Origin of the sequence: Actinomadura sediminis (assembly GCF_042675525.1) — a bacterium.
Lineage (GTDB): Bacteria > Actinomycetota > Actinomycetes > Streptosporangiales > Streptosporangiaceae > Spirillospora > Spirillospora sediminis.
Genome location: NZ_JBHTJA010000023.1, coordinates 1 through 21,189, shown reverse-complemented (window position 1 = coordinate 21,189; position 21,189 = coordinate 1). Strand labels below are relative to the sequence as shown.

At 73.8% G+C, this 21,189-nt stretch carries 13 protein-coding genes; 11 read left to right on the top strand and 2 right to left on the bottom strand.

What is annotated here, in order from left to right; genetic code table 11:
- Positions 1 to 24: 24 nt before the first annotated feature.
- On the bottom strand, positions 25 to 3,630 hold the full coding sequence (mfd, locus tag ACFQ11_RS14480) for a transcription-repair coupling factor (RefSeq protein ID WP_378298820.1): 3,606 nt from the start codon (positions 3,628 to 3,630) through the stop codon (positions 25 to 27).
- 214 nt (positions 3,631 to 3,844) lie between these two features.
- On the opposite strand from mfd, the gene ACFQ11_RS14475 reads away from it, so the two are divergent.
- From ACFQ11_RS14475 to ACFQ11_RS14450, 6 genes are all read left to right on the top strand, one after another.
- Positions 3,845 to 4,699, top strand: coding sequence for a class I SAM-dependent methyltransferase (locus ACFQ11_RS14475; RefSeq protein ID WP_378298819.1), 855 nt, complete (start codon positions 3,845 to 3,847; stop codon positions 4,697 to 4,699).
- Between the two features lie 118 nt (positions 4,700 to 4,817).
- Entirely contained in the window at positions 4,818 to 6,287 is a 1,470-nt protein-coding gene (cysC, locus tag ACFQ11_RS14470) for an adenylyl-sulfate kinase (RefSeq protein ID WP_378298818.1), read from the top strand.
- 158 nt (positions 6,288 to 6,445) lie between these two features.
- A complete protein-coding gene (locus ACFQ11_RS14465) occupies positions 6,446 to 7,393 on the top strand; it encodes a sulfite exporter TauE/SafE family protein (RefSeq protein ID WP_378298817.1) in 948 nt (315 codons plus the stop codon).
- Complete coding sequence (locus ACFQ11_RS14460; RefSeq protein ID WP_378298816.1) at positions 7,362 to 8,144, top strand: WecB/TagA/CpsF family glycosyltransferase; 783 nt, start codon at positions 7,362 to 7,364, stop codon at positions 8,142 to 8,144. Before ACFQ11_RS14465 ends, ACFQ11_RS14460 begins: the two co-directional genes overlap by 32 nt.
- Positions 8,145 to 8,237: 93 nt before the next feature.
- On the top strand, positions 8,238 to 9,497 hold the full coding sequence (locus tag ACFQ11_RS14455; RefSeq protein WP_378298815.1) for a delta-60 repeat domain-containing protein: 1,260 nt from the start codon (positions 8,238 to 8,240) through the stop codon (positions 9,495 to 9,497).
- A 25-nt stretch (positions 9,498 to 9,522) separates the two neighbouring features.
- Entirely contained in the window at positions 9,523 to 11,208 is a 1,686-nt protein-coding gene (locus tag ACFQ11_RS14450) for a CBM96 family carbohydrate-binding protein (protein ID WP_378298814.1), read from the top strand.
- 324 nt (positions 11,209 to 11,532) lie between these two features.
- Here the strand turns inward: ACFQ11_RS14450 and ACFQ11_RS14445 are convergent, their stop codons facing one another.
- Complete coding sequence (locus ACFQ11_RS14445; RefSeq protein ID WP_378298813.1) at positions 11,533 to 14,334, bottom strand: PKD domain-containing protein; 2,802 nt, start codon at positions 14,332 to 14,334, stop codon at positions 11,533 to 11,535.
- 243 nt (positions 14,335 to 14,577) lie between these two features.
- On the opposite strand from ACFQ11_RS14445, the gene ACFQ11_RS14440 reads away from it, so the two are divergent.
- The 5 genes from ACFQ11_RS14440 to ACFQ11_RS14420 form a co-directional block, all read left to right on the top strand.
- Complete coding sequence (locus ACFQ11_RS14440) at positions 14,578 to 16,017, top strand: hypothetical protein (RefSeq protein WP_378298812.1); 1,440 nt, start codon at positions 14,578 to 14,580, stop codon at positions 16,015 to 16,017.
- Positions 16,014 to 17,222 (top strand): phosphotransferase, encoded by a 1,209-nt coding sequence (locus ACFQ11_RS14435; protein WP_378298811.1) that lies wholly within the window; start codon positions 16,014 to 16,016, stop codon positions 17,220 to 17,222. The genes ACFQ11_RS14440 and ACFQ11_RS14435 overlap by 4 nt, the downstream gene beginning before the upstream one ends.
- The gene (locus ACFQ11_RS14430; RefSeq protein ID WP_378298810.1) at positions 17,219 to 18,097 is read left to right on the top strand and encodes a sulfotransferase; all 879 of its coding nucleotides are present in this window, start codon (positions 17,219 to 17,221) and stop codon (positions 18,095 to 18,097) included. The genes ACFQ11_RS14435 and ACFQ11_RS14430 overlap by 4 nt, the downstream gene beginning before the upstream one ends.
- Positions 18,094 to 19,524: a hypothetical protein gene (locus ACFQ11_RS14425; protein WP_378298809.1), complete on the top strand. Its 1,431-nt coding sequence runs from the start codon at positions 18,094 to 18,096 to the stop codon at positions 19,522 to 19,524. The genes ACFQ11_RS14430 and ACFQ11_RS14425 overlap by 4 nt, the downstream gene beginning before the upstream one ends.
- A gap of 87 nt (positions 19,525 to 19,611) precedes the next feature.
- Positions 19,612 to 21,189, top strand: a 1,578-nt coding sequence (locus ACFQ11_RS14420) for a Wzz/FepE/Etk N-terminal domain-containing protein (protein WP_378298808.1), incomplete at its 3' end; no start/stop codon positions are given.

Below are 21,189 nucleotides of genomic sequence, written 5' to 3'. Positions count from 1 at the left end.
GGTGATCGGATACGTCGCGGCAGCCTACTTGGCCGACCCCGCGGCGGGCGAGGACTCCAGGAACAGGGCGTCCACCAGGTCGCTCGCCCAGGCCAGCAGCTCCTGGTCGCGCAGCGGGCGGCCGCCGAGCGGCTTCGTCTTCGGCATCGGCACCAGCAGCGTCTCGTTCGCGGCCTTGAGGATGCTCTTCGGGTAGAGCCGGTTCAGCCGGACCTGCCGCGAGTCGGGCAGGTCGACGGGCGTGAACTTGACGAAGTTGCCCTGCAGGGTGACGTCGTTCAGCCCCGCCTTGCGCGCCTTCGCCCGGAACCGCGCCACCTCCAGCAGGTTCAGCACCGGGACGGGCAGGGGGCCGAACCGGTCCTTCAGCTCGTCGTGGACGACCGTGATCTCGTCCTCGGAGGTGATCGCGGCGATGCGGCGGTAGGCGTCCAGGCGGAGCCGCTCCCCCGGCACGTACTCGTGCGGCAGGTGCGCGTCCACCGGCAGCTCGACCTTCGTCTCGACCTGCTCCGGCTCGCCGCCCTCCTTCAGCTCCCGGACCGCCTCCCCGACCATCCGGACGTACAGGTCGAACCCGACGCCCGCGACGTGCCCGGACTGCTCGGCGCCCAGGATGTTGCCCGCGCCGCGGATCTCCAGGTCCTTCATCGCGACGTACATGCCCGCGCCGATCTCGGTGTGCTGCGCGAGCGTCGCGAGCCGCTCGTGCGCCGTCTCCGTCAGCGGCGTCTCCGGCGGGTACAGGAAGTACGCGTACGCCCGCTCCCGGCCGCGCCCGACCCGGCCGCGAAGCTGGTGCAGCTGCGACAGCCCGTACATGTCGGCGCGGTCGACGATCAGGGTGTTGGCGTTGGGGACGTCCAGGCCCGACTCGACGATCGTCGTCGCGACCAGCACGTCGTAGTTCTTCTCCCAGAAGTCGACCATGACGCGTTCGAGCTGCTGCTCGTTCATCTGGCCGTGCGCGGTCGCGATCCGCGCCTCCGGGACGAGCCGCGCCAGGTTCGCCGCGACCTTGTCGATCGACCGCACCCGGTTGTGCACGAAGAACACCTGGCCCTCGCGCAGCAGTTCCCGGCGGATCGCCGCCGCGATCTGCTTCTCCTGGTACGGCCCGACGAACGTGAGGATCGGGTGCCGCTCCTCCGGCGGGGTCAGGATCGTCGACATCTCCCGGATGCCGGTCAGCCCCATCTCGAGCGTCCGCGGGATCGGCGTCGCCGACATCGCGAGGACGTCCACCTGCGTCCGGAGGCGCTTCAGCTCCTCCTTGTGCTCGACGCCGAACCGCTGCTCCTCGTCGATGATCACCAGGCCGAGGTTCTTGAACCGGGTCTGCGACGTCAGGATCCGGTGCGTGCCGACGACGACGTCGACCGTCCCGTTCGCCAGGCCCTCCAGCGTCGCCTCGATCTCCTTGTCGGTCTGGAACCGGCTGATCGGCTTCACCTGCACGGGGAACGCCGCGAACCGCTCGGTGAACGTCGACAGGTGCTGCTGCACCAGCAGCGTCGTCGGCACCAGCACCGCGACCTGCTTGCCGTCCTGGACGGCCTTGAACGCCGCCCGCACCGCGATCTCGGTCTTGCCGTAGCCGACGTCGCCGCAGATCAGCCGGTCCATCGGGACGGGCTTTTCCATGTCGGCCTTGACCTCGTCGATCGCGGCGAGCTGGTCGGGCGTCTCCACGTACGGGAACGCGTCCTCCAGCTCCCGCTGCCACGGCGTGTCCGCGCCGAACGCGTGCCCCGGGCTCGCCATCCGCGCCGAGTACAGCCGGATCAGCTCCCCGGCGATCTGCCGGACCGCCTTGCGCGCCCGCGACTTCGCCTTCTGCCAGTCGGCGCCGCCGAGCCGGTGCAGGCTCGGCGCCTCCCCGCCCACGTACCGGGTCAGCTCCTCGAGCTGGTCGGTCGGGACGAACAGCCGGTCGCTCTTGGCGTACTCGAGGATGAGGTACTCGCGGGTCGCGCCCTGCACGGTGCGGCTGACCATCTCCACGTACCGTCCGACGCCGTGCTGCTCGTGCACCACGTAGTCGCCGGGACGAAGCTGCAGCGGGTCGATGCCGCCGCGCCGCCGCGACGGCATCCGCCGCGCGTCCTTGGTGGACGACCGCTGCCCCGACAGGTCGGTCTCGGTGAGCACCGCGAGCTTCACGTGCTCCCACGTGAAGCCGTTCTCCAGCAGCCCGGTCGTCACGTTCACGATCGACGGGTCGGGCACGGCGGCCACGTCGGTGAGCCGCGCGCCGAGGCCCTCGTCGCCGACGAGCTGGACGAGCCGTTCCGCGGGGCCGTGCCCGGCGGTGACGAGCACGACCCGCCAGCCGCCGTCGATCCAGCCCTTCAGGTCGGCCACGACCCGGCCGGTGTCGCCCCGGTACGCCTCGGCCGCGCGCGTCCCGAGGTCGAGCAGTTCGGCGTCGTCGTCGGGCAGCGCCTCGTCCGCCGCGGCCGCGCCGGACTCGTCCGCCGCGCCGGGCGTCAGCGCCGTGACCGTCCACCGCGGCAGGCCCAGCTCCCGGCTGTGCAGCCGCACCTCCTCCAGGGAGCGGAACGCGGCGGCGCCCAGGTCGATCGGCGCCTCCCCGCCCGCGGCCGCGTTCACCCAGCTCGCCTCGAGGAACTCCTGGCTGGTGCGGACGAGCTCGACCGAGCGCGTCCGGATCCGCTCGGGCTCGCACACCAGCAGCACCGAGCCGTCCGGCAGCAGGTCCGTCAGCAGCTCCATGCTGTCGGCGAGGACGGGCGAGAACGCCTCCATGCCCTCGACGGTGTCGCCGTCGGCGATCCGGCCGAGGATGTCCTCCAGCGCGGGATGCTCGGCGGCCAGCGCGCGCGCCCGCTCCCGCACCTGCGCGGTCAGCGGCAGCTCCCGGCACGGCGGCGCCCACAGCCCGCCCTGCGCCACTTCCAGGCTCCGTTGGTCGGCCGCCTTGAAGTAGCGGATCTCCTCGACGGTGTCGCCCCAGAACTCCACCCGCAGCGGGTGCTCCTCGGTCGGCGGGAACACGTCCAGGATCCCGCCGCGCACCGCGATCTCGCCGCGCTTCTCCACCAGGTCGACCCGGTGGTACCCGGCGTCGACGAGGCGGCGGACCGTGTCGTCCATGTCGGCGTCCACGCCGGACGCCAGCCGCACCGGCTCGAGGTCCGCCAGGCCCGACACGATCGGTTGCAGCACCGCCCGCACCGGCGTGACCACGACGTCCAGGCGCCCGCCCTTGCCGCCGGGCCCGCCGTCCGGCGTGGGGTCGGCGCTGTCGGCATCGGGGTGGACGAGGCGGCGCAGCACCGCGAGCCGCTGCCCGACGGTGTCCGAGCGCGGCGACAGCTTCTCGTGCGGCAGCGTCTCCCAGGCCGGGAAGTGCGCCACCCGTCCCGGGTCGAGCAGGCTCGACAGGGCGGTGGTCAGGTCCTCGGCCTCCCGGCCGGTCGCCGTCACCGCCAGCACGGTCCCGCCCGTCCCGCCCGGCCCGCCGGACACGCGGCGGCTCAGCGCCGCGGCCAGGACCGGCCACAGCGCGGGCGGCGCGACCACCTGATGGTCGGTGCGCACCCGCTCCAGCGCGCGTGCCAGCCCGGCATCGGTGCACGCCAGATCGACAAGTCCAGAAAGCGTCATGTTCGCCCGCTCAATCGCAAAGACCCCGAGGCAGGGCAGCCCGAAGACCCGGAATCCCGCGTGGACCCGGTACCGCCTACCAGGGTACGCGCCCCGCCGACCCGCCCGCGTGTCCACCGGCGCGACCAGCGCCGATTGCGGAGCGCGACACGGCCGTTACCAAGAATACGCAAATAGCGGACAGAGTGCATCCGGACGGTTACGCTGCGGAACTGTGACCGATCTGCGTACGCCGCCGGTCGACGGCGGCGATCTCTTCTCCGAACGCGCCCGGCAGTACGCCCTCGAGAAGCCCCTGCAGCGGATCCACATCCTGGAGGCCGGATGCGGCTGGGGCACGGGGCTGAACCTCGGCGACCGCGCCCACGTCGTCACCGGCGTCGACATGGACGTCCCGGAACTGCGCGCGTACACCTGCGAGCGCACCGACCTGGACTCCTGGCACCTGGGCGACCTGCGCACCGTCCCGCTGCCGCCGCGCTCCTACGACGTGGTCCACGCGTCCTACCTCATCGAACGGGTCCCGCACGCGGAGATCGTGCTGGACCGGTTCGTCGCCGCGCTCAAGCCCGGCGGGCTGCTGCTGGTGCGGATGCGCGACCGCGACACCGCGTTCGGCTTCCTCGACCGCACGCTCCCGAACCGGCTCCGGCCCGGCCGCCGGCGCCGCCGGGCGCGCCCCGGACGGGCGCCGCGCGGCGCGCACGCCCGCGTCGAACCCGACGCCGCCGGGCGGGAGGCCGGGCAGGAGGCCGGGCGGGAACCCCGGCAGGACCCCCGGCAGGAGGCCGCGCCCGCGCCGCGCCCGCTCACCGCGCCGCCGCCCGCCGTCTACGACCGGGTCGCGTCCCGGCGGGGCCTCCGCTGGTACTGCACGATGCGGGGGCTCGTGGTCGCCGAGGAGTACACGTCCCGGGCCTCCCTCGACGGCCTCGGGGCCGGAACCGGCCCCGCCGACCTGCTGTGCCGGCTCGTCGCGGTCTGCACCCGGGGGCGCCTCACCGCAGCGCACAGCGACGTGACGCTGGTCATCCGCAAACCCGAGAACCGTTTCGCCCGGGTCATCTGAGGCGGTCACGGGCGCGCCGGAGATGCGGGCACACGAGCGGCCACAGTATTTTCTGCTGCGCGAACACGTTCCCACCTGGATCAGCCCGGCACCGTCCCGGGCAAGATCGGAGATCGCGGTGACCGCCGAAGCCGGCCTTCCCGACACGCTGCGCGACCTGCCCGCCTGGACGCCGGAACCCGTGGAGCTCGCCGACCTGGAGCTGATCCTGGCCGGCGTCTACCGGCCGCTCAAGGGCTTCCTGGGCTCGTTCGACACGGCGATGGTCATCGCCGGCGGCCGGCTGGCCGACGGCACGCCGTGGCCCGTGCCGGTCACCCTGTCGGTCCCGAAGGAGCTCACCGAGCACGACCGGCTCGTCCTGCAGGACCCCGAGGGCGTCCCCCTCGCCGTCCTGACCGTGGAGGAGCGCTGGCAGGACCCGACGTCCGGCGACCAGCGCCTCGCGGGCCCGCTGGAAGCCCTCCGCGCCCCCGCGCACGGACCGTTCCACGCGATGCGCCGCCGCCCCGACGAGATGGAACCGGCGGCCGGGCCGGTCCTGGCCGTCGCCACCCGCGACTTCCTGCACCGCCGCCAGCTCGGCCAGATCCGCCAGGTCGCCGAGCGCCTCGGCGCCCGCGTCCTGCTGATGCCGCTGCTCGGCGGCGGGCACGACGAGTCCCTCGTGCGCGCGCTGCTCGCCGTCCGCCGCGAACTGCCCGACGACGTCCGCGTGGTGCCCGTCCCGCTGCCCGACCGCGGCGACGACGACCGGGACATCGTCCTGCGCGCCCACGTCGCCGCCGCCTACGGCGCGACGCACCTGCTCGCCGAGCGCGAGGTCGAGGACGTCCCGATCCCCATCGCCGTCCCCGAGCCGTGGGCGTACGACGCCGACGTCGAGGTGTGGCGCCCCGTCGCCCGCATCGAGCCCGACCACGTCCAGGCCGAGCTGAGCCCCGAACGCCTCGGCGAGCTCCTCGACGCGGGCGAGCCCGTCCCCGACTGGTTCACTCCGCCCGCCGTCGCCGCCGAACTCGCCGTCGCCCGTCCGCCCAAGCGCTCGCGCGGCATCACCGTCTTCTTCACCGGCCTGTCGGGCTCCGGCAAGTCGACCGTCGCGCGCGGCCTCGCCGACGCCCTCATCGAGCGCGGCGGCCGCACCGTCACCCTCCTGGACGGCGACGTCGTGCGCCGCATGCTGTCCGCGGGGCTCACCTTCTCCCGTCCCGACCGCGACCTCAACATCCGCCGCATCGGCTTCGTCGCGGCCGAGATCACCCGCCACGGCGGCGTCGCGATCTGCGCGCCGATCGCCCCGTACGCGGCCACGCGCGCCGAGGTGCGCCGGATGGTGGAGGCCCACGGCGACTTCGTCCTCGTGCACGTCGCCACGCCCCTCGAAGAGTGCGAGCGCCGCGACCGCAAGGGCCTGTACGCGAAGGCCCGCGCCGGACTCATCCCCGAGTTCACCGGCGTCTCCGACCCCTACGAGGAGCCGGACGACGCCGATCTCACGATCGACACGTCGGCCCTCACCCCCGACGAGGCCGTCGGCCGCGTCCTCACCCTCCTCGCCGAAGGCGACTGGATCCGCCCCGCCTGACCCGCCCGCCTGACCCGCCGATCCGGCCCGCACCACGCCCCGTCGCCGCACGTGGCGCCGGGGTGTGGCGTTTGTCCTGGCCGGGGCGGGTTACGAAGGCGGAGGCGCGTCCCCTACCGTAATAACGAGTTTCCCTATATGTCTGGTAGGTCATGGCGATGGACTTCGATTGGCCGATGGCGCTGGGGTCGTTCCTGGTCGCCATCGTCGTCGGGCTCACCGGCATGGGCGGCGGCGCGCTGATGACGCCGATGCTCGTCACCTTCTTCGGGGTCAGCCCCCTCGCGGCGGTCTCCAGCGATCTCGCCGCGTCCGCCGTGATGAAACCCGTCGGCAGCGCCGTGCACTACCGCCAGGGCACCGTCGACATGCGCCTCGTCGGCTGGCTGTGCGCCGGGTCGGTGCCCGCCGCGTTCTGCGGCGTGCTCGTCCCGCGGGCGCTCGGCGACGGGGAGGCCGTGCACGACTTCATCGAGCTGGCGATGGGCATCGCGCTGCTCGTGGCCGCCGCGGGGATCCTGGTCCGCGCCGTGCTGGCGCGCCGCGCGCGCCCGGACGGCGACGGCGAGGGCCGCATCACCGTGCGTCCCGTCCCGACCGTGCTCGTCGGCGCCGTCGGCGGCCTGGTCGTGGGCATCACGTCGGTGGGGTCCGGCTCGCTGATCATCGTCGCGCTGCTGCTGCTGTACCCGGCGCTGAAGCCGAACCACCTGGTGGGGACGGACCTGCTGCAGGCCGTCCCGCTGGTGTTCGCCGCCGCGCTCGGGCACCTGCTCTTCGGCGACTTCCGGCTGGAGGTCACCGCCGCGCTGCTCGTCGGGTCGATCCCGGGGGTCTACCTCGGCTCGCGGATCTCCTCCCGAGCCCCCGCCGGGCTCATCCGCCGCCTGCTCGTGCTCGTCCTGGTCGCCTCCGCGCTGAACATGTTCGGCGTCGGCGTGGTCCCGCTGGCCTGGACGATCGCCGCGCTCGCCGCCGCGGCCGCGGCCACCTGGCTCGCCGGGCGGAGGAAGCGGGATACAGTGCCCTCCGGGCCGCCGGATGAAGCCGGAGAAACAGGAAAGCGGAGCGCACGTGGACGATCGATGGCCGCACCAGACCGTTGACGTGCTGGGCGTGCGCGTCAGCCGCATCGGCGTCGGCGAGTTGCGCGCGTTCGTCGCCGCCGCCGTCAAGGACCGGACGAAGCTGACGATCACGTTCGCGAACCCCGACTACGTCCGGAAGGCGCAGAAGGACCACGCGCTGCGCGACCTCATGAACGGGTTCGACCTCAACCTGCCGGACGGGTGGGGCGTGGTGCTGGCCGCGAAGATCTTCGGCCGGCCGGTGCCGGGGCGGATGGCGAACGACGACCTGACCGACGACCTGTTCGGGCAGCCCGCCGAGGAGGGCTGGCGCGTCTACCTGTTCGGCAACGCGCCCGGCGTCGCCGACGAGGCCGCGCACAACCTGCGGGCCTGGTTCCCCGGGCTCGCGATCGCCGGCACGCAGCACGGGCACTGGGCGCAGGACGGCGTCCTGCCGCCCGCGACCGCGGAACGGCTCGTCGCCGAGATCAACGAGGCGGCGCCCGACATCCTGCACGTCGGCCTGGGGACGCCGCTCCAGCAGCGGTTCGTCGCCGAGTACCGCGACCGCATCGAGGCGCCCGTCATCATCACGTGCGGCGCGTACTTCGAGCATCTCGCCGAGCGCCGCGAGTACTACCCGCCGTGGGTCCTGAAGCTGCGGGTCGGGTTCCTGTACCGGCTCGCCCGCGAACCCCGCCGGCTGTGGCGCCGCTACACCATCGAACTGGGCTCCTACCTGGGGCGCGTCCTCCTGCACCGGATCCGGCACGGCAAGCAGTCCTGATCCGGACGGGGACGGCCGTCCGCGATTCCCGGACGCGGTGATCGATCGCGTGGTAGAACATGCCGGGTCAACGCCCATCCCCCGGAGACCGACATGCGCAAGCGCTCCGCCGCCGCGGCGACCCTCCTCGGCGCCGCACTGCTGTTCCCGGCCGCGGCCTCGGCCGACATGGCCCATCCATCGGTCGTCTCGGCCGACCCGGTGGACACGACGCCGCACGTCCTGGACGGGACGGTCCGCGCCATCGCGGTCGTCGGGTCCACGGTCGTCGCCGGCGGCAACTTCGAGCAGGTGCGGAACGCGGGGCAGAGCGCGAAGGCGGCCCGCGCGAACCTGTTCGCGTTCGACCTGGCCACCGGGAAGATCAGCACGACGTTCGTCCCGAAGATCGACGGCACCGTGTACGCGCTGCAGCCCGGCCCGAACGGCACGGTCTACGTGGGCGGCCGGTTCAAGAACGCCTCGGGCGTCAAGACCGGGCCCCTCGCGCAGCTCCAGGTGTCGACCGGCAAGGTCGTGACGTCGTTCAAGCCCGGCATCCCGTGGGGACGCGTCTCCAGCATGGTGCGGCGCGACGGCCGGCTGTACGTCGGCGGGACGTTCACGAAGGTCGGCAAGACCGCGGTCACCGGCCTGGCCCGGCTCAACGCCGCCACCGGCGCCGTCGACCCGACGTTCGACATCACGCTGAGCGCGCCGCGCGCCGGCGAGCTGAAGGTCCAGAACCTCATCGTGAACCCGCAGGACACCCGGATGGTCGTCAACGGCACGTTCACCCGGGCGGAGGGCCAGCGCCGCTACCAGATCGCGATGATCGACACGGCGAAGACGGCGAAGCTGTCGACCTGGGCGACCGATGCGTACACGTCGCCGTGCAACCGGACGGCGTTCGACACGTACATGCGCGGCATGGACTTCTCCCCGGACGGCTCCTACTTCGTCGTCACCACGACCGGCGGCCCGTACGGCCCCCGCCAGATGTGCGACACCGCGGCCCGCTTCGAGGCGAACAAGACCGGTTCCGGCCAGAAGGCGACGTGGGTCAACCACACCGGCGGCGACACGCTGCTGTCCACGGCCGTCACCGGCGCCGCCGTCTACGTCGGCGGCCACCAGCGGTGGATGGACAACCCGTACGGTTCCGACTCCCCTGGTCCGGGCGCCGTCGCACGTCCCGGGATCGCGGCGCTGAACCCGGCGACCGGCAAGGCCCTGTCGTGGAACCCGACCCGCAGCCGCGGCCACGGTGTCGAGGCGCTCGTCGCGACCCCCAAGGGGCTGCTGGTGGGCAGCGACACCGATCAACTCGGCCGCGAGTTCCATGGGCGAATCGGGATGTTCCCGCTACGGTAAGTCTGCACTGGCGAGAGGAGCGGGCATGACGGGGTGGGAACGGCACGGCGAAGCGCCGCCGAACTTCGGGCGACCCGCCGGACCGGACGGACGACGCGGGCGGAACCGCCGCCTCCGCCGGGCCTCCGCGGCGCGGGCCCGGTCGCGCGCCCGGCGGGCGCTGCGCGTGACGGCGCTCGGCACCGCCCTCGCCGCCGGAGCGGGCGCGGCCCTGGTGTTCGCGCCCGGCGACCTGTCCCGGACGGCCCCGATCGACGGCACCGACCGGATCACCGTCGTGCCCGCGTCCGCCGACACCTACGTCAGCCGCGAGAAGCCCGACTCGGCCCGCGGCGCGCACGCCGTCGTGACCGCGTCCGCGTGGCCCGGCTGGCACACCGAGGGCTACGTGGCGTTCACCGTCCCGTCGACGGCGGCGCCGTTCCGGTCGGCGCGGCTGGAGCTGACCCTCGAACGGTTCGACCACCTGCCCGACCGGGTGGAGCTGCGGGAGCTGCCCGGCGGCTGGTCGGAACACGAGACGACCTGGCGGAACCGGCCCGGCCCGGGACGTCCGCTGGCCGAGGTGCCGATGCCCCGCCCGGACGCCCCCGGCGGGACGGACGGGCGCGTCACGATCGACGTCAGCCGCTGGGTCGGCGGGCCCGGCGACTACGCGTTCGCGCTCGTGAACCCGCAGAAGCACACGTCCGTCCGGTTCCGGGCGGGCGAGACCGCCGCGGGGCCCCGGCTCGTCCTGTCCCCGGAGGCGCCCGCCGCGACGCCCGCGCCGCCGGCGAGCGCCGCGCCGAGCCCGTCCCGCACGGCGCGTCCGTCCACGCCTCCGCGCGCCCGTGACGCGGCCCCGGCGCCCGCGCCGTCGTCGCGCGCGCCCGGCGGGTCCGGCGGGGACGACGGCGGTGGCGGCGGCTCCCCGAGGACGGACGCCAGGACGCTGTGCGGCGTCTCGCTGGAGGTCGACAAGGGGCAGACGCACCTGGAGGCCCTCGCGGAGGCCGAAGGCCGCTACGGCCGCCTGGGAATGGTCCGCAACTTCTACCCGGGCGCGCCCGGCGCGTGGCCGGGCCGGTTCGGCGGCGAACTCGGCAAGCGCCCGACCGTCGTGTCGTTCAAGATGAACCCGCGCGACGTCCTCGCCGGGAAGTACGACTCCAAGATGGCCCGGTGGTTCGCGGACGCCCCCGACGACCGGGACGTCTACTGGGTGTACTACCACGAGCCCGAGGACAACATCGCGGACGGCCACTTCACCGCGGCCGACTACCGGGCCGCGTGGCGGCGCCTCGCGGGCCTCGCCGACCGCGCCGGCAACCCGCGCCTGAAGGCCACGCTCGTCCTCATGAGCTGGAGCCTCGAGGCCGAGTCGAAGCGGAACTGGCGCGACTACTACCCGGGCAGGGACGTCATCGAGGTCCTCGGCTGGGACACCTACAACCTCGCCAAGGACCGGTACCAGACGCCCGCCGAGATGTACTCGAAGGTGCTCGCGGTCAGCGAGCAGGAGGACCTGCCGTTCGGCGTCGCCGAGACCGGCGCCCACCTCATCCCCGGCGACAACGGCACGAAGCGCGCCGCGTGGCTGCGGTCCATGACGCGGTACCTGGAGGAGAACGACGCCCTGTGGGTCGCCTACTTCGACCTCGACTGGCCGACCGGCGACTACCGCCTCCTCGACGCGCCCAGCATCAAGGCGTGGAACGACTTTTGCTGACCCCCGCCTGACCCTTCCACACGACGGCGGCCGGCCCGGAGCGACGCTCCGGGCCGGCCGCCGTCGGCGTTCCCATGCCCCGGCCCGGCCGCCCGCCGGACCCCGGCCCCGCGAACGGCCCGGTACGGCACCGGCGCCTCCCGTGTACGACCGCCTCACGCCACCGGGACGGCCACGGCCCGCCGGGGCGAGGCCTGGGCAGGTCACGCCCTCGACGGCCGGTCTCCGCCCCGCACACGCCCGCCGGCGGGGCGTGCCGCCCGCCGCGACGGCGACGGCCCGCCCGGAACGGATTCCGGGCGGGCCGTGCGTACGGGTCGTCCGTCAGCCCGCGGGGCGCAGGACGACCGACCACATCAGGCCGCGGCTCGACGCGTTCGTCGTCGCGGTGAGGGGGCCGTGGGCGCCGGTGGCGACGGCGCCGCCGCTGTCGACGAGCAGCGACGTGACGCGGCCGCTGCCGGTGCCGATGCTGACGGCGCGCTGCGTGCCGGCCGACGGCGGCGTCCAGGCCGTCGTCGTGGACGACTTGTCGGACCAGTAGGACACGACCCAGCTGCCGGGCTCGGCGACCGTGACCTGCGGCGCCCTGTGCTCGGCGGTGCTGTCGACCGCCTTCGCCGACGCCGCGACCGGCGAGGCCGCGGTGCCGGAGTAGGCGGCGAGCCGCAGGCCGACCTTGGCGAAGTCGCCGACGCCGACGGTGACGGTCGATCCGGCGTCGCCCGCCGCCGCGACCTTCTGCCACAGCGTCGAGCGGGAGACGCCGTTGGTCTGCGTGCCGACCTCGGTCCACCCGGCGGGCGGGGTGATGTCGGACGAGTCGGTGTTGAAGGTCGCGAACAGCAGCATCGCGTCGCCGGCCTGGACGCCGGGCGGCACGGTGACGGTGGCGCTCTTGGTGTTCTCGTTGTAGCCCGCGGTGCCGCGGAACGCGACGGGCACCTGGTCCTCGGCGACGGTGACGGTCTGCTGTGCGGTGTCGGTGCCGCCCCGGTTGTCGGTGACGGTGAGCTTGACCGTGTAGTCGCCGGGCTCGGCGTACGTGTGCTGCGGCGTCACGCCCGTCCCCGTCTCGCCGTCGCCGAAGTCCCAGGCGAAGGACTCGACCGTGCCGTCGGGGTCCGTGGAGGCGGAGCCGTCGAAGGCGCAGCCGAGGCCGGTGCAGGTGCGGGTGAACGCCGCCGCGGGCTTGCCGTTGGGCTCGGCGGCGTGCAGGAAGACCGTGCGGCCGCGCCAGTCGCCGCCGTCGACGACGACGGGGGTGCCGCCCGGGACGCCCGCGGCGAAGGCGAGCGCCCGCAGCTTCCCGTCGTTGTTGTCGACGTAGTACAGCTTGCCGCCGGAGACGAACATGCCGCCGACCGTCCGCCAGTCGACCGCGGGGAGGTTGTTCGTCGCGGTGTACTCGATCGCGCCGACCACGCCGCTCTCCGGCGTGAAGTGGCGGTAGCGCAGGGCCGCGTCGCCGCGCGTGTAGTAGATCTTGCCGTCCGAGTAGAACATGCCCTGGATGGTGCGGACCTGCGTGTGCCAGGTGGTCATCGGGACGAGCTGGTCGGCGGTGTCGATCGGGGTCTGCGCGCCGAGCGCGGTGCCGTCGAACGTGCGGGAGTAGAAGCCGCCGTCGGAGCCGCCGTAGTAGAGGCGGCCGCTGAGCATGAACGCGCCGCGGGCGTTGCGCCAGTCGACTCCGGCGGTGGAGCCGTTCTGCACGGGTCCGGCGGTGGAGCCGTCGAACGAGCGGTGCCTGAGGTAGTTCTGCGCGCCGAGGCCGATGCCGCCCGCGTAGTACACCTCGCCGGGCAGCTCGCCGGGCTCCAGCACCGGCAGCGCGGTGCCGCCGGCGGCGGGGAACATCGCGACCTTCTGGTGCGTCTCGCCGCCCGCGATGTCGGTGTCGCTGCCGATCCACACGCCCTGGCCGGTGGCGAGGATGTCGAAGACGCCGACGCCGCGGGCGCGGCCCGGGTTCCAGGTGAACGGGAGGCCGGTGAGCGGGTCGAGGGCGGCGATGCCCTCGCGGGCGACCGCGCCCTGGCCGGCACGGTCGGACGCGAACGGGTTGTTGGCCCAGCGGAAGTGACCGCCGACGTACACGGCGTCGTCGGTGACCTCGACGGCGTAGGAGGTGTCGCCGCCGGTCCAGTTCGTCCAGGTCGGCTGCTTGCCGGTGCCGTTGGCGACGTTCTCCCAGCGGGCGTGCGTGTCGCACAGCAGGGTGGAGCCGCGGTGGCCGCCGGTGGTGGTGACGACGAAGAACGAGCCGTCCGGCGCGAAGTCGACGTCGCGCATGTACGTGTCGAACGACGCGGAGCACTGGTCGGCGTACCGGGCCGTGTGCCAGTTCGCGAGCGCCGCCTTCGAGCCCGTCAGGTCGAGCATGAAGATCTGCGGGCGGGACTGGCCGGCGACGGACGTGAAGTTGCCGACGCCGACGAGGCGGGAGCCGTCCGGCGTGACGTCCATCTTGATGACGGCGGTGTAGCCGCCGTTCTGGGTGCCGGTGACGGGCAGGTCGTAGAACGCGTCGCGGGCGCCGGTGGCCGGGTTCAGCGTGGCGAGCCCGGTCTGCGCGACGCCGCTCACGTGCGTGAACTGCCCGGCGACGTAGAGCCGGCCGCCGGCCATCCGCAGGTCGCGGACCCGGCCGGTGACGTCCGGCTGGAACGCGGCGACCGGTGCCCCGGTGTCGGCGTCGATCCGGGCGAGCTTGCGGTGGGTCTGGCCGTCGACGGCGTTGAAGCTGCCGCCGATGTAGAGGCTCTCGCCGTCGGGCGCCGGCAGGATCGCGCTGACCTCGCCCGCGTCCACGACCGGGTCGAAGGCCGTGTCGAGCCGCCCGGTGGCGGCGTCGAACGCCAGCAGCCGGGCGCGGTTCACGACCGGCTTGTTCGCTCCCGCCTCCTTGACCTGGGTGAACGAGCCCCCGAGGTAGATGGTGTCGCCGACCTGGACGATCGACTTGACCGATCCGTCCTGGACGTGCGGGGTGAAATCAACGGGGTTCTCGCTCACCAGGGAGCCGCCGGGGGCCGCGGCGGCCGTCCCGCTTCCGGCGACACCGATCCCGGCGGCGACCAGCGCCGTAGCCGTGGCAAAGGTGCACAGTCTTCTCCAGCGCACGCGTGTTCTCCTCAAACGGTACTGCCGAACGAACGACATCCCCCGACGCGCCCAGCCTCATGGGCGTCAAGCCGGGTAACACTACCGCCTGCGACCCTCGCCGTTCCGGGCCAACCCCCACATTTCCGCCGGTTGCCCGAAGGTGGCCACGCGGGGCGGCACGGCTCGTGCATCATGCGGGCATCCGGCGCATCCCGGCGCGGAGGTTAGGATCCAATACTTCATCGGTAAAGGGAGGGACACGTGGCCGGCACGGTGACGCGACGTTCCCCCGGCGGGCGGCGCGCGGGAACGCCCCTTCCCGACGAGCCGGACCCGGCCCTCCCCCGGCTGCCCGCGCGGACGGACCCGCCGCTCGTCCGGCTGAGCCCCGGCTGGCCGCTGACCGCGATCTTCCTGCTGTTCCCGCTGTGGTGGCTGCTCGGCCTGGGCTCGCTGATCTTCATGATCATGGCGATCCCGATGGGGCTGTACCTGTGGCGGCGCCGCGACCGGATCGTCACCCCGCGCGGTTTCGGCCCGTGGCTGCTGTTCCTGGTCTGGGTGCTGTTCGGCGCGGCGACGCTGTGGGCCGAGGTGCCGGGCACGCAGCAGAGCGGCGGCGCCGGACGGCTGCTGGTGTTCCTGTGGCGGTACGCGTGGTACCTGGCGTGCACGATCGTGCTGCTCTACATCGGCAACACCAAGGAACGGGACCTGCCCACGGGCAAGATCGGGAACCTGCTCGGGGTCATGTTCATCGTGACGACGTTCGGCGGGATGATCGGCCTGCTGGTGCCGAACCTGCAACTGACGTCGCCGGTGGAGATGCTGCTGCCGAACTCGCTGGCGTCCAACGCGTTCATCGAGGACATCGTCCACCCGAAGACGGCCGAGGTGGAGGCGATCCTCGGGTACGAGCAGGCGCGGCCGATGGCGCCGTTCGCCTACGCCAACACCTGGGGCGCCGCGTACGCGCTGTTCCTCCCGTTCTTCCTGATCACGTGGGTGGCGCGGGCGCGCGGGGCGAAGCGGGCCGCCGGCGTCACGATCCTGGTCATGTCGCTGTGGCCGGTCGTGTACTCGCTGAACCGGGGCCTGTGGCTGGCGCTCGCGCTGATCGCCGGGTACGCCGCGCTGTCCATCGTGATCGCTGGCGGCTGGAAGATGGCGACGCGGGCGGCGGCGGTGCTCGCCGTCGGCGCGGTCGTCGTGGCGTTCTCCCCGCTGCCCGGCATGATCGGCGACCGGCTGAACAACCCGCACAGCAACAACCGCCGGGTCCAGCTCGCGGTGGAGACGGTGAAGGCCACCGTGACCGGGTCGCCGCTGGTCGGGTTCGGCTCCACCCGTGACGTCCAGGGCAACTTCAACTCGGTGGGCGGCGGGTCGCGGCCGGGCTGCGACGCGTGCGCGGTGCCGCCGCTCGGCACCCAGGGCCACCTGTGGCTGCTGGTGTTCGCGCACGGGCTCGGCGGCACGCTCGCCTTCCTGGCATTCTTCCTGAGACGCTTCGCCCGGCACTGGCGCGACCACACGGCCTACTCGCTGGCCGGATGCTGCGTGCTCGTCGCGTCCGGGCTCTTCCTCTTCGTCTACGACATCGTGGAGGTACCGCTGTACACGGTGATGATCGCGGTCGCGCTGATGTGGCGCGCCGAACGGGACGCCCGCGCGGCCGAGCGCGGCGAGGCCGCGTCATGAGCGGCACGAGCGACGCCGCCGGTCCCTGGGTGGAGACCGTCGCGGACCTGTGGCCGGGGGCGGAGGTCTCCTTCCCCGGCGACGGGTCCGGGCGGGCCGATCGCGAACTGCGGTTCCTGCCGAACGCCGCGGCGCCCCGCCTGCTGCTGCCGGCCGGGCGCCCGGGCGTCGCGGCGGCGGCGCTGCGCCGGTACAGCCACGACCTGACCGCCAAGCAGCGGCTGGCCCGCGCCGCGGGCGCCGCGGCGGCCCGCACCGGGCTGCCCGGCCGGACGCTCCGCGACCGGATCACCGTGCGCGGCGGCGGCCCGTCCGTCGAGGACCGGCTCGGCGAGATCCTCGGACGGGACGTCGTCGTCGTCATCGGGCTCGGGCCGGCGGCCCGCGCGAACCGCAAGCCGATCCTGCACGCGCTGACGCCGAAGGGACGGGCCGCCGCGTTCGTCAAGGTCGGCGACAACGCGGCGACGCGGGCGCTCATCGCCGACGAGGCCGCCGCGCTCGAGCACCTCGCGGGGCGCCCGCTGCCGGGCGTCGAGGTCCCGCGCGTCCTGCACCACGGCGAGTGGAACGGGATGACGCTGCTCGTGCTGTCCCCGCTGCCGACGAGCGCCCGCGGCCGGCGGCCGCGCGCGGAGGCGCCCGTCGAGGCGATGCGCGCGCTGGCGGCGGTGGACGGCCTCGCCCGCGAGCGCCTCGCCGACAGCGGGTTCTGGGAGGCGGTCCGCGCCGTGCCCGCCGCGCTCGACGATCCCGCCCGCGCCGCCCGGCTCGGCGCGGTGATCAAGGAGGTCGAGGCCCGGCACGGCGCCCTCGACCTGGAGTTCGGCGCCTGGCACGGCGACTGGACGCCGTGGAACATGGCGTGGCACCGGGGCGTCCTGCGGCTGTGGGACTGGGAGCGGTTCGAGCGGCGCGTACCGGTCGGCTTCGACCTCGTGCACTACCGCCTGCAGGAGCGGACGCGCCGCCCCGGCCCGTCCCCGTACGCGCGGCGCCCCGGCGACGCCGCCGCCGTGCTCGCCCCGCTCGGGCTGTCCGCGGCGGCGGCCGAGGCGACCCTCGACCTGTACCTGCTGGCGCTGTGCTGCCGCTACCAGCGGGGCGGGGCGGGGCCGCGCGGCGAGGCGGTCCGCGCCCAGGCCGACGGCCTTCTCGATCTGCTCGCCGAGCACACCGCACAGCCCCCCGGAGGAAACCCGTGATCTCCCGCCGCGACGCACCCCAGTGGCTCAAGGAGGCCGGACGCGGCGCGACCCGCACGGTCGGCCGGCTCACCGCCGACTCCCGCCTGCTGCCCGGCCTGCTGATGGTCGGCACCCAGCGCGGCGGGACGACGTCGCTGTTCCGGGCGCTCGCCGAGCATCCCGCGCTCGTCCAGCCGAACTTCCACAAGGGCGTCCACTACTTCGACGTCGAGTACCACCGCGGCCTGGCCTGGTACCAGGGGCACTTCCCGCGCCGCGCCGCCGCCCGCAAGCGGCTGGAGGCGGCCGGCCTGGACGGCGTCGAGCCGATCGCGTTCGAGTCCGCGGGCTACTACATGCACCACCCGCTGGCGCCGCGGCGGATCGCGGACGACCTGCCGGGCGTGCGGCTGCTCGCGACGCTGCGCGACCCGGTCGAGCGGGCGTACTCGGCGCACCGGCACGAGCTGATGCGCGGGTTCGAGACCGAGGAGTTCGAGCGGGCGCTGGAGCTGGAGCCGGAACGGCTGAAGGGCGAGGTCGAGAAGATCGCCGCCGACCCGGCGTACCTCAGCCACGCGCACCGGCACCAGGCGTACCTGGACCGCAGCCGGTACGTGGAGCAGATCGAGGTGCTGTTCGAGCTGTTCGGCCGCGACCGCGTCATGGTGATCTTCGCGGAGGACTTCTTCGCGACGCCCGAACCGGTGTACGACCGGATCATGGACTGGCTCGGGCTGCCGCGCGTCCACCCGGCCGGGTTCGAGCAGACGAACGCGCGGCCGCGCTCCCCGATGCCCGACGCGCTCCGCGCGCGGCTGGACGAGCACTTCCTGCCCTACGACGAGCGGCTGGCGGACCTGCTGGGCGAGGTGCCGCCCTGGCGGCGATGAGACCGCGCCGCGGACGTCCCGGGCGGGCGGCGCCGCCGAACCGCGGGCCCCGGGAACCGATCGTCCGCGACCCGGACGCGGTACCGCTGGCCCGGTACGCGCGGTTCGCCCGGCGGCACCTCGTGCTGTTCCTCCTCCTGCCCGCCCTGTTCGGGGCGGGCGGGGTGCTCGTCGCGATCCTCGCGCCGAAGAGCTACGTGTCGACCGTGAACGTGCTGGCGCCGCGCGTGCCGCTGCACATCGGGCAGTTGCAGGGGCCGGGCGACACGGAGAAGGCGCGCCCGCCGAAGCCGTCCACGGTCGACACCGAGGCGCAGCTCGTCCGGTCCGACGAGGTCATCGCGCGGCTGGCGACGGTGCCGGGGTTCCGCGCGTCGCCGCAGGCGCTGCGGAAGCGCATCTCCATCACCGTGCCGTCGAACACGCGGGTGCTGGAGGTCGGCGTGGTGGCGCCGACGCCGGAGCAGGCGCGGGACGGCGCCGCGATCGTCGGCGAGTCCTACCTGAACCTGCGGCACCAGATCCTCGGCGGCGTCCGGCAGCGCAACCGCGAGTCGCTCGTGCGGCGCGAGGCGGTGCTGGAGGAGCAGCTCAAGACGTTCCCGGACGAGAACGCGTCGCAGTCGCAGCTGACGACGCGGACCCGGCGGCAGGCGGTCCAGAAGCAGCTCAAGGAGGTCCGCAACCAGCTCTCCGCGATCGACGGCGCCGACCTGGACAGCGGCGAGATCATCCGGTACGCGAACCTGCCGCGGCGCACGGAGAACCGGCGGCGGGACGTCGCGCTGTCCACCGGCGCGGCGGCGGGCCTGACGCTCGCGCTCGGCATCGCGCTGCTGCGGGACCGCCGGCCGCGCCGGGTGCGCGACGAGGAGGCGGTCGTGCTGCGCACCGACATCGCGGTGTTCGGCCGCACGGCGCCGGACGCGGCCGACCGGGACGGGACGTGCCGGCGGCTGCGGAACCTGGTGTTCGACGAGGACGCGCGGTGCGTCCTGCTGGCCGGTGCGCCCGCCGGGGCGGCGCTGCCGGTGGCGCGGGAGCTGGCCCGGTTGTGCGCGAACGGCGGCGCGTCCACCATGTTGCTGGTCCTGCGTCAGGACGGGACGGACGGGGACGTGCAGGCGTCGCGGGCGTTCCCGGAGACGGCGAACTGCGTGCGGCGCACGGTGCGGATCACCGACGGCGACCGGAGCCTGCGGGAGGCCGTGGACCGGGCCCGCGCGGAGGCCGAGATCGTGATCGTCACGGGTCCCGAACTGGCCAGCGTGGACACCTTGACGCTGGCGACGTTCTGCGATCTGACCGTCGTGGTCGCGGAGCGGGAGACGACGATCGACGTCGAGGTGGCGCGCGGGATAAGGGAACTGGCCGAGACGGCCGTTCCGGCGCGGGGGCTCATTCTGGCCGAGCCCGCCGGTCGTTGAGACGGGTCCATCGTAGGTGAACGGAAGATAAAGTCATGGGGTTGACGACCCGGCTCAGGACGAGCGAGTCGAGCGAAGGGAATCGATGTGGCGGTTGAGCACTCGGCGGAGGCGCGCGGCCAACTGGTCGCGGTGCTCCGGCGCCGCATGCGCCTGCTCATCTTCCTCGTGGTCGCGGGAACGGCGGCCGGCGTCGGCGCGGGCGTCCTGCTCCCCGCCCAGTACTCGGCGACGGCGTCGGTGCTGGTGTCGCCGCTGGAGGGCAACCCCTACTCCCCCGAGGGGCGCGGAGACGACCTGATCAACCTGGAGACCGAGGCGCAGCTCGTGCAGACCGACGCGGTCGCCGAGCTCGTCCAGCAGAAACTCAAGGGCGAGGACGTCTCCACGCTGCGGTCGAGCGTGTCGACGGTCGTCCCGCCGAACACGCAGATCCTGAACATCGTCTACACGGCGGGCAGCGGCGACGCGGCCGAGAAGGGCGCCCGCGCGTTCGCCGAGGCGTACCTGAAGTACCGGCAGCAGCGCGCGCAGGCCGTCATCGACGGCAAGCTGAAGAAGCTGGAAGAGCAGGCCGCCAAGGTCCAGGAGAACATGACGCAGGCCAACCAGCAGCTCGCGGGCGCGTCCAGCGCGCAGCGCACCCTGCTGGGGCAGCGCATCACCGCCTACGCCAACCAGCTCGGCGTGATCGACGAGCAGAAGAACGACGTCAGCAGCACCCCGGTGGAGCCGGGCCAGGTGATCAACCCGGCGTCGGCGAAGGGCGGCGCGGGCGCCAAGCGGATCGGGATGTTCGGCGGTGCCGGTCTCGTCCTGGGCGCCCTGCTGGGCCTGGCGCTGGTGCTGACCCGGGAGCGGCTCGACCGGCGGCTGCGCACCGCCGAGCAGGTCGAGGCGATGGGCCTGCGGGTGCTGAGCATCGTGCCGCCCGGCGCGGGCGGGGAGCTGGCGCTGGCGGACGGGGCGCGCACCCCGGCGGGCGAGGCGTACCGGCGGCTGCGGTCGGGGATCGTCGCGAACATCCACGCGACCCCGATCACGATGCTGGTGGCGGGCGCGTCCCCCGCGACGACCACGTCGACGACCGGGACGAACCTGGCGGTGGCGCTCGCCTACGCGGGGTCCGACACGATCCTGGTGGACGCGACGGCCGACGAGCCGGACCCGGCGGCGTCGTTCGGGCTGCCGCCCGGCAAGGGCCTGTCGGAGATCCTGCTCAAGGGGACCGACCCGGCGGCGCTGCTCATCCACGCCGACTCGCAGCTGCGGCTGCTGCCGCGCGGCGCGAACCCGGCGGCCGCCGCGCACCGGTTCAGCGGCCCGCGGATGCGCGACGCCGTCGACACGCTCCGCGACCGCGCCGACTTCGTGCTGGTCAACGCGCCCGACGTGCACGACGCCGACACGCAGGCGCTGTGCACGCTCGTCGACACCGTCGTCCTCGTCGTGCAGGACGGCGTGACCACCCGCGAGGACCTGCAGCAGGCGTACGCGGAGGTCGTCCACGCGGGCTCGACGGTCCTGGGCGTCGTCATCGAGTCGACCTCGGGCGTCCCGCCGCGGCCCGTCCGGCACGCCACCCCGCCGCGTCCGGCGGCGCCGCAGCAGCCCGGCGGCGGCGCCGGGGACCGGCGCCGTTCCGGCCCGCCCGGCGAATGGGGC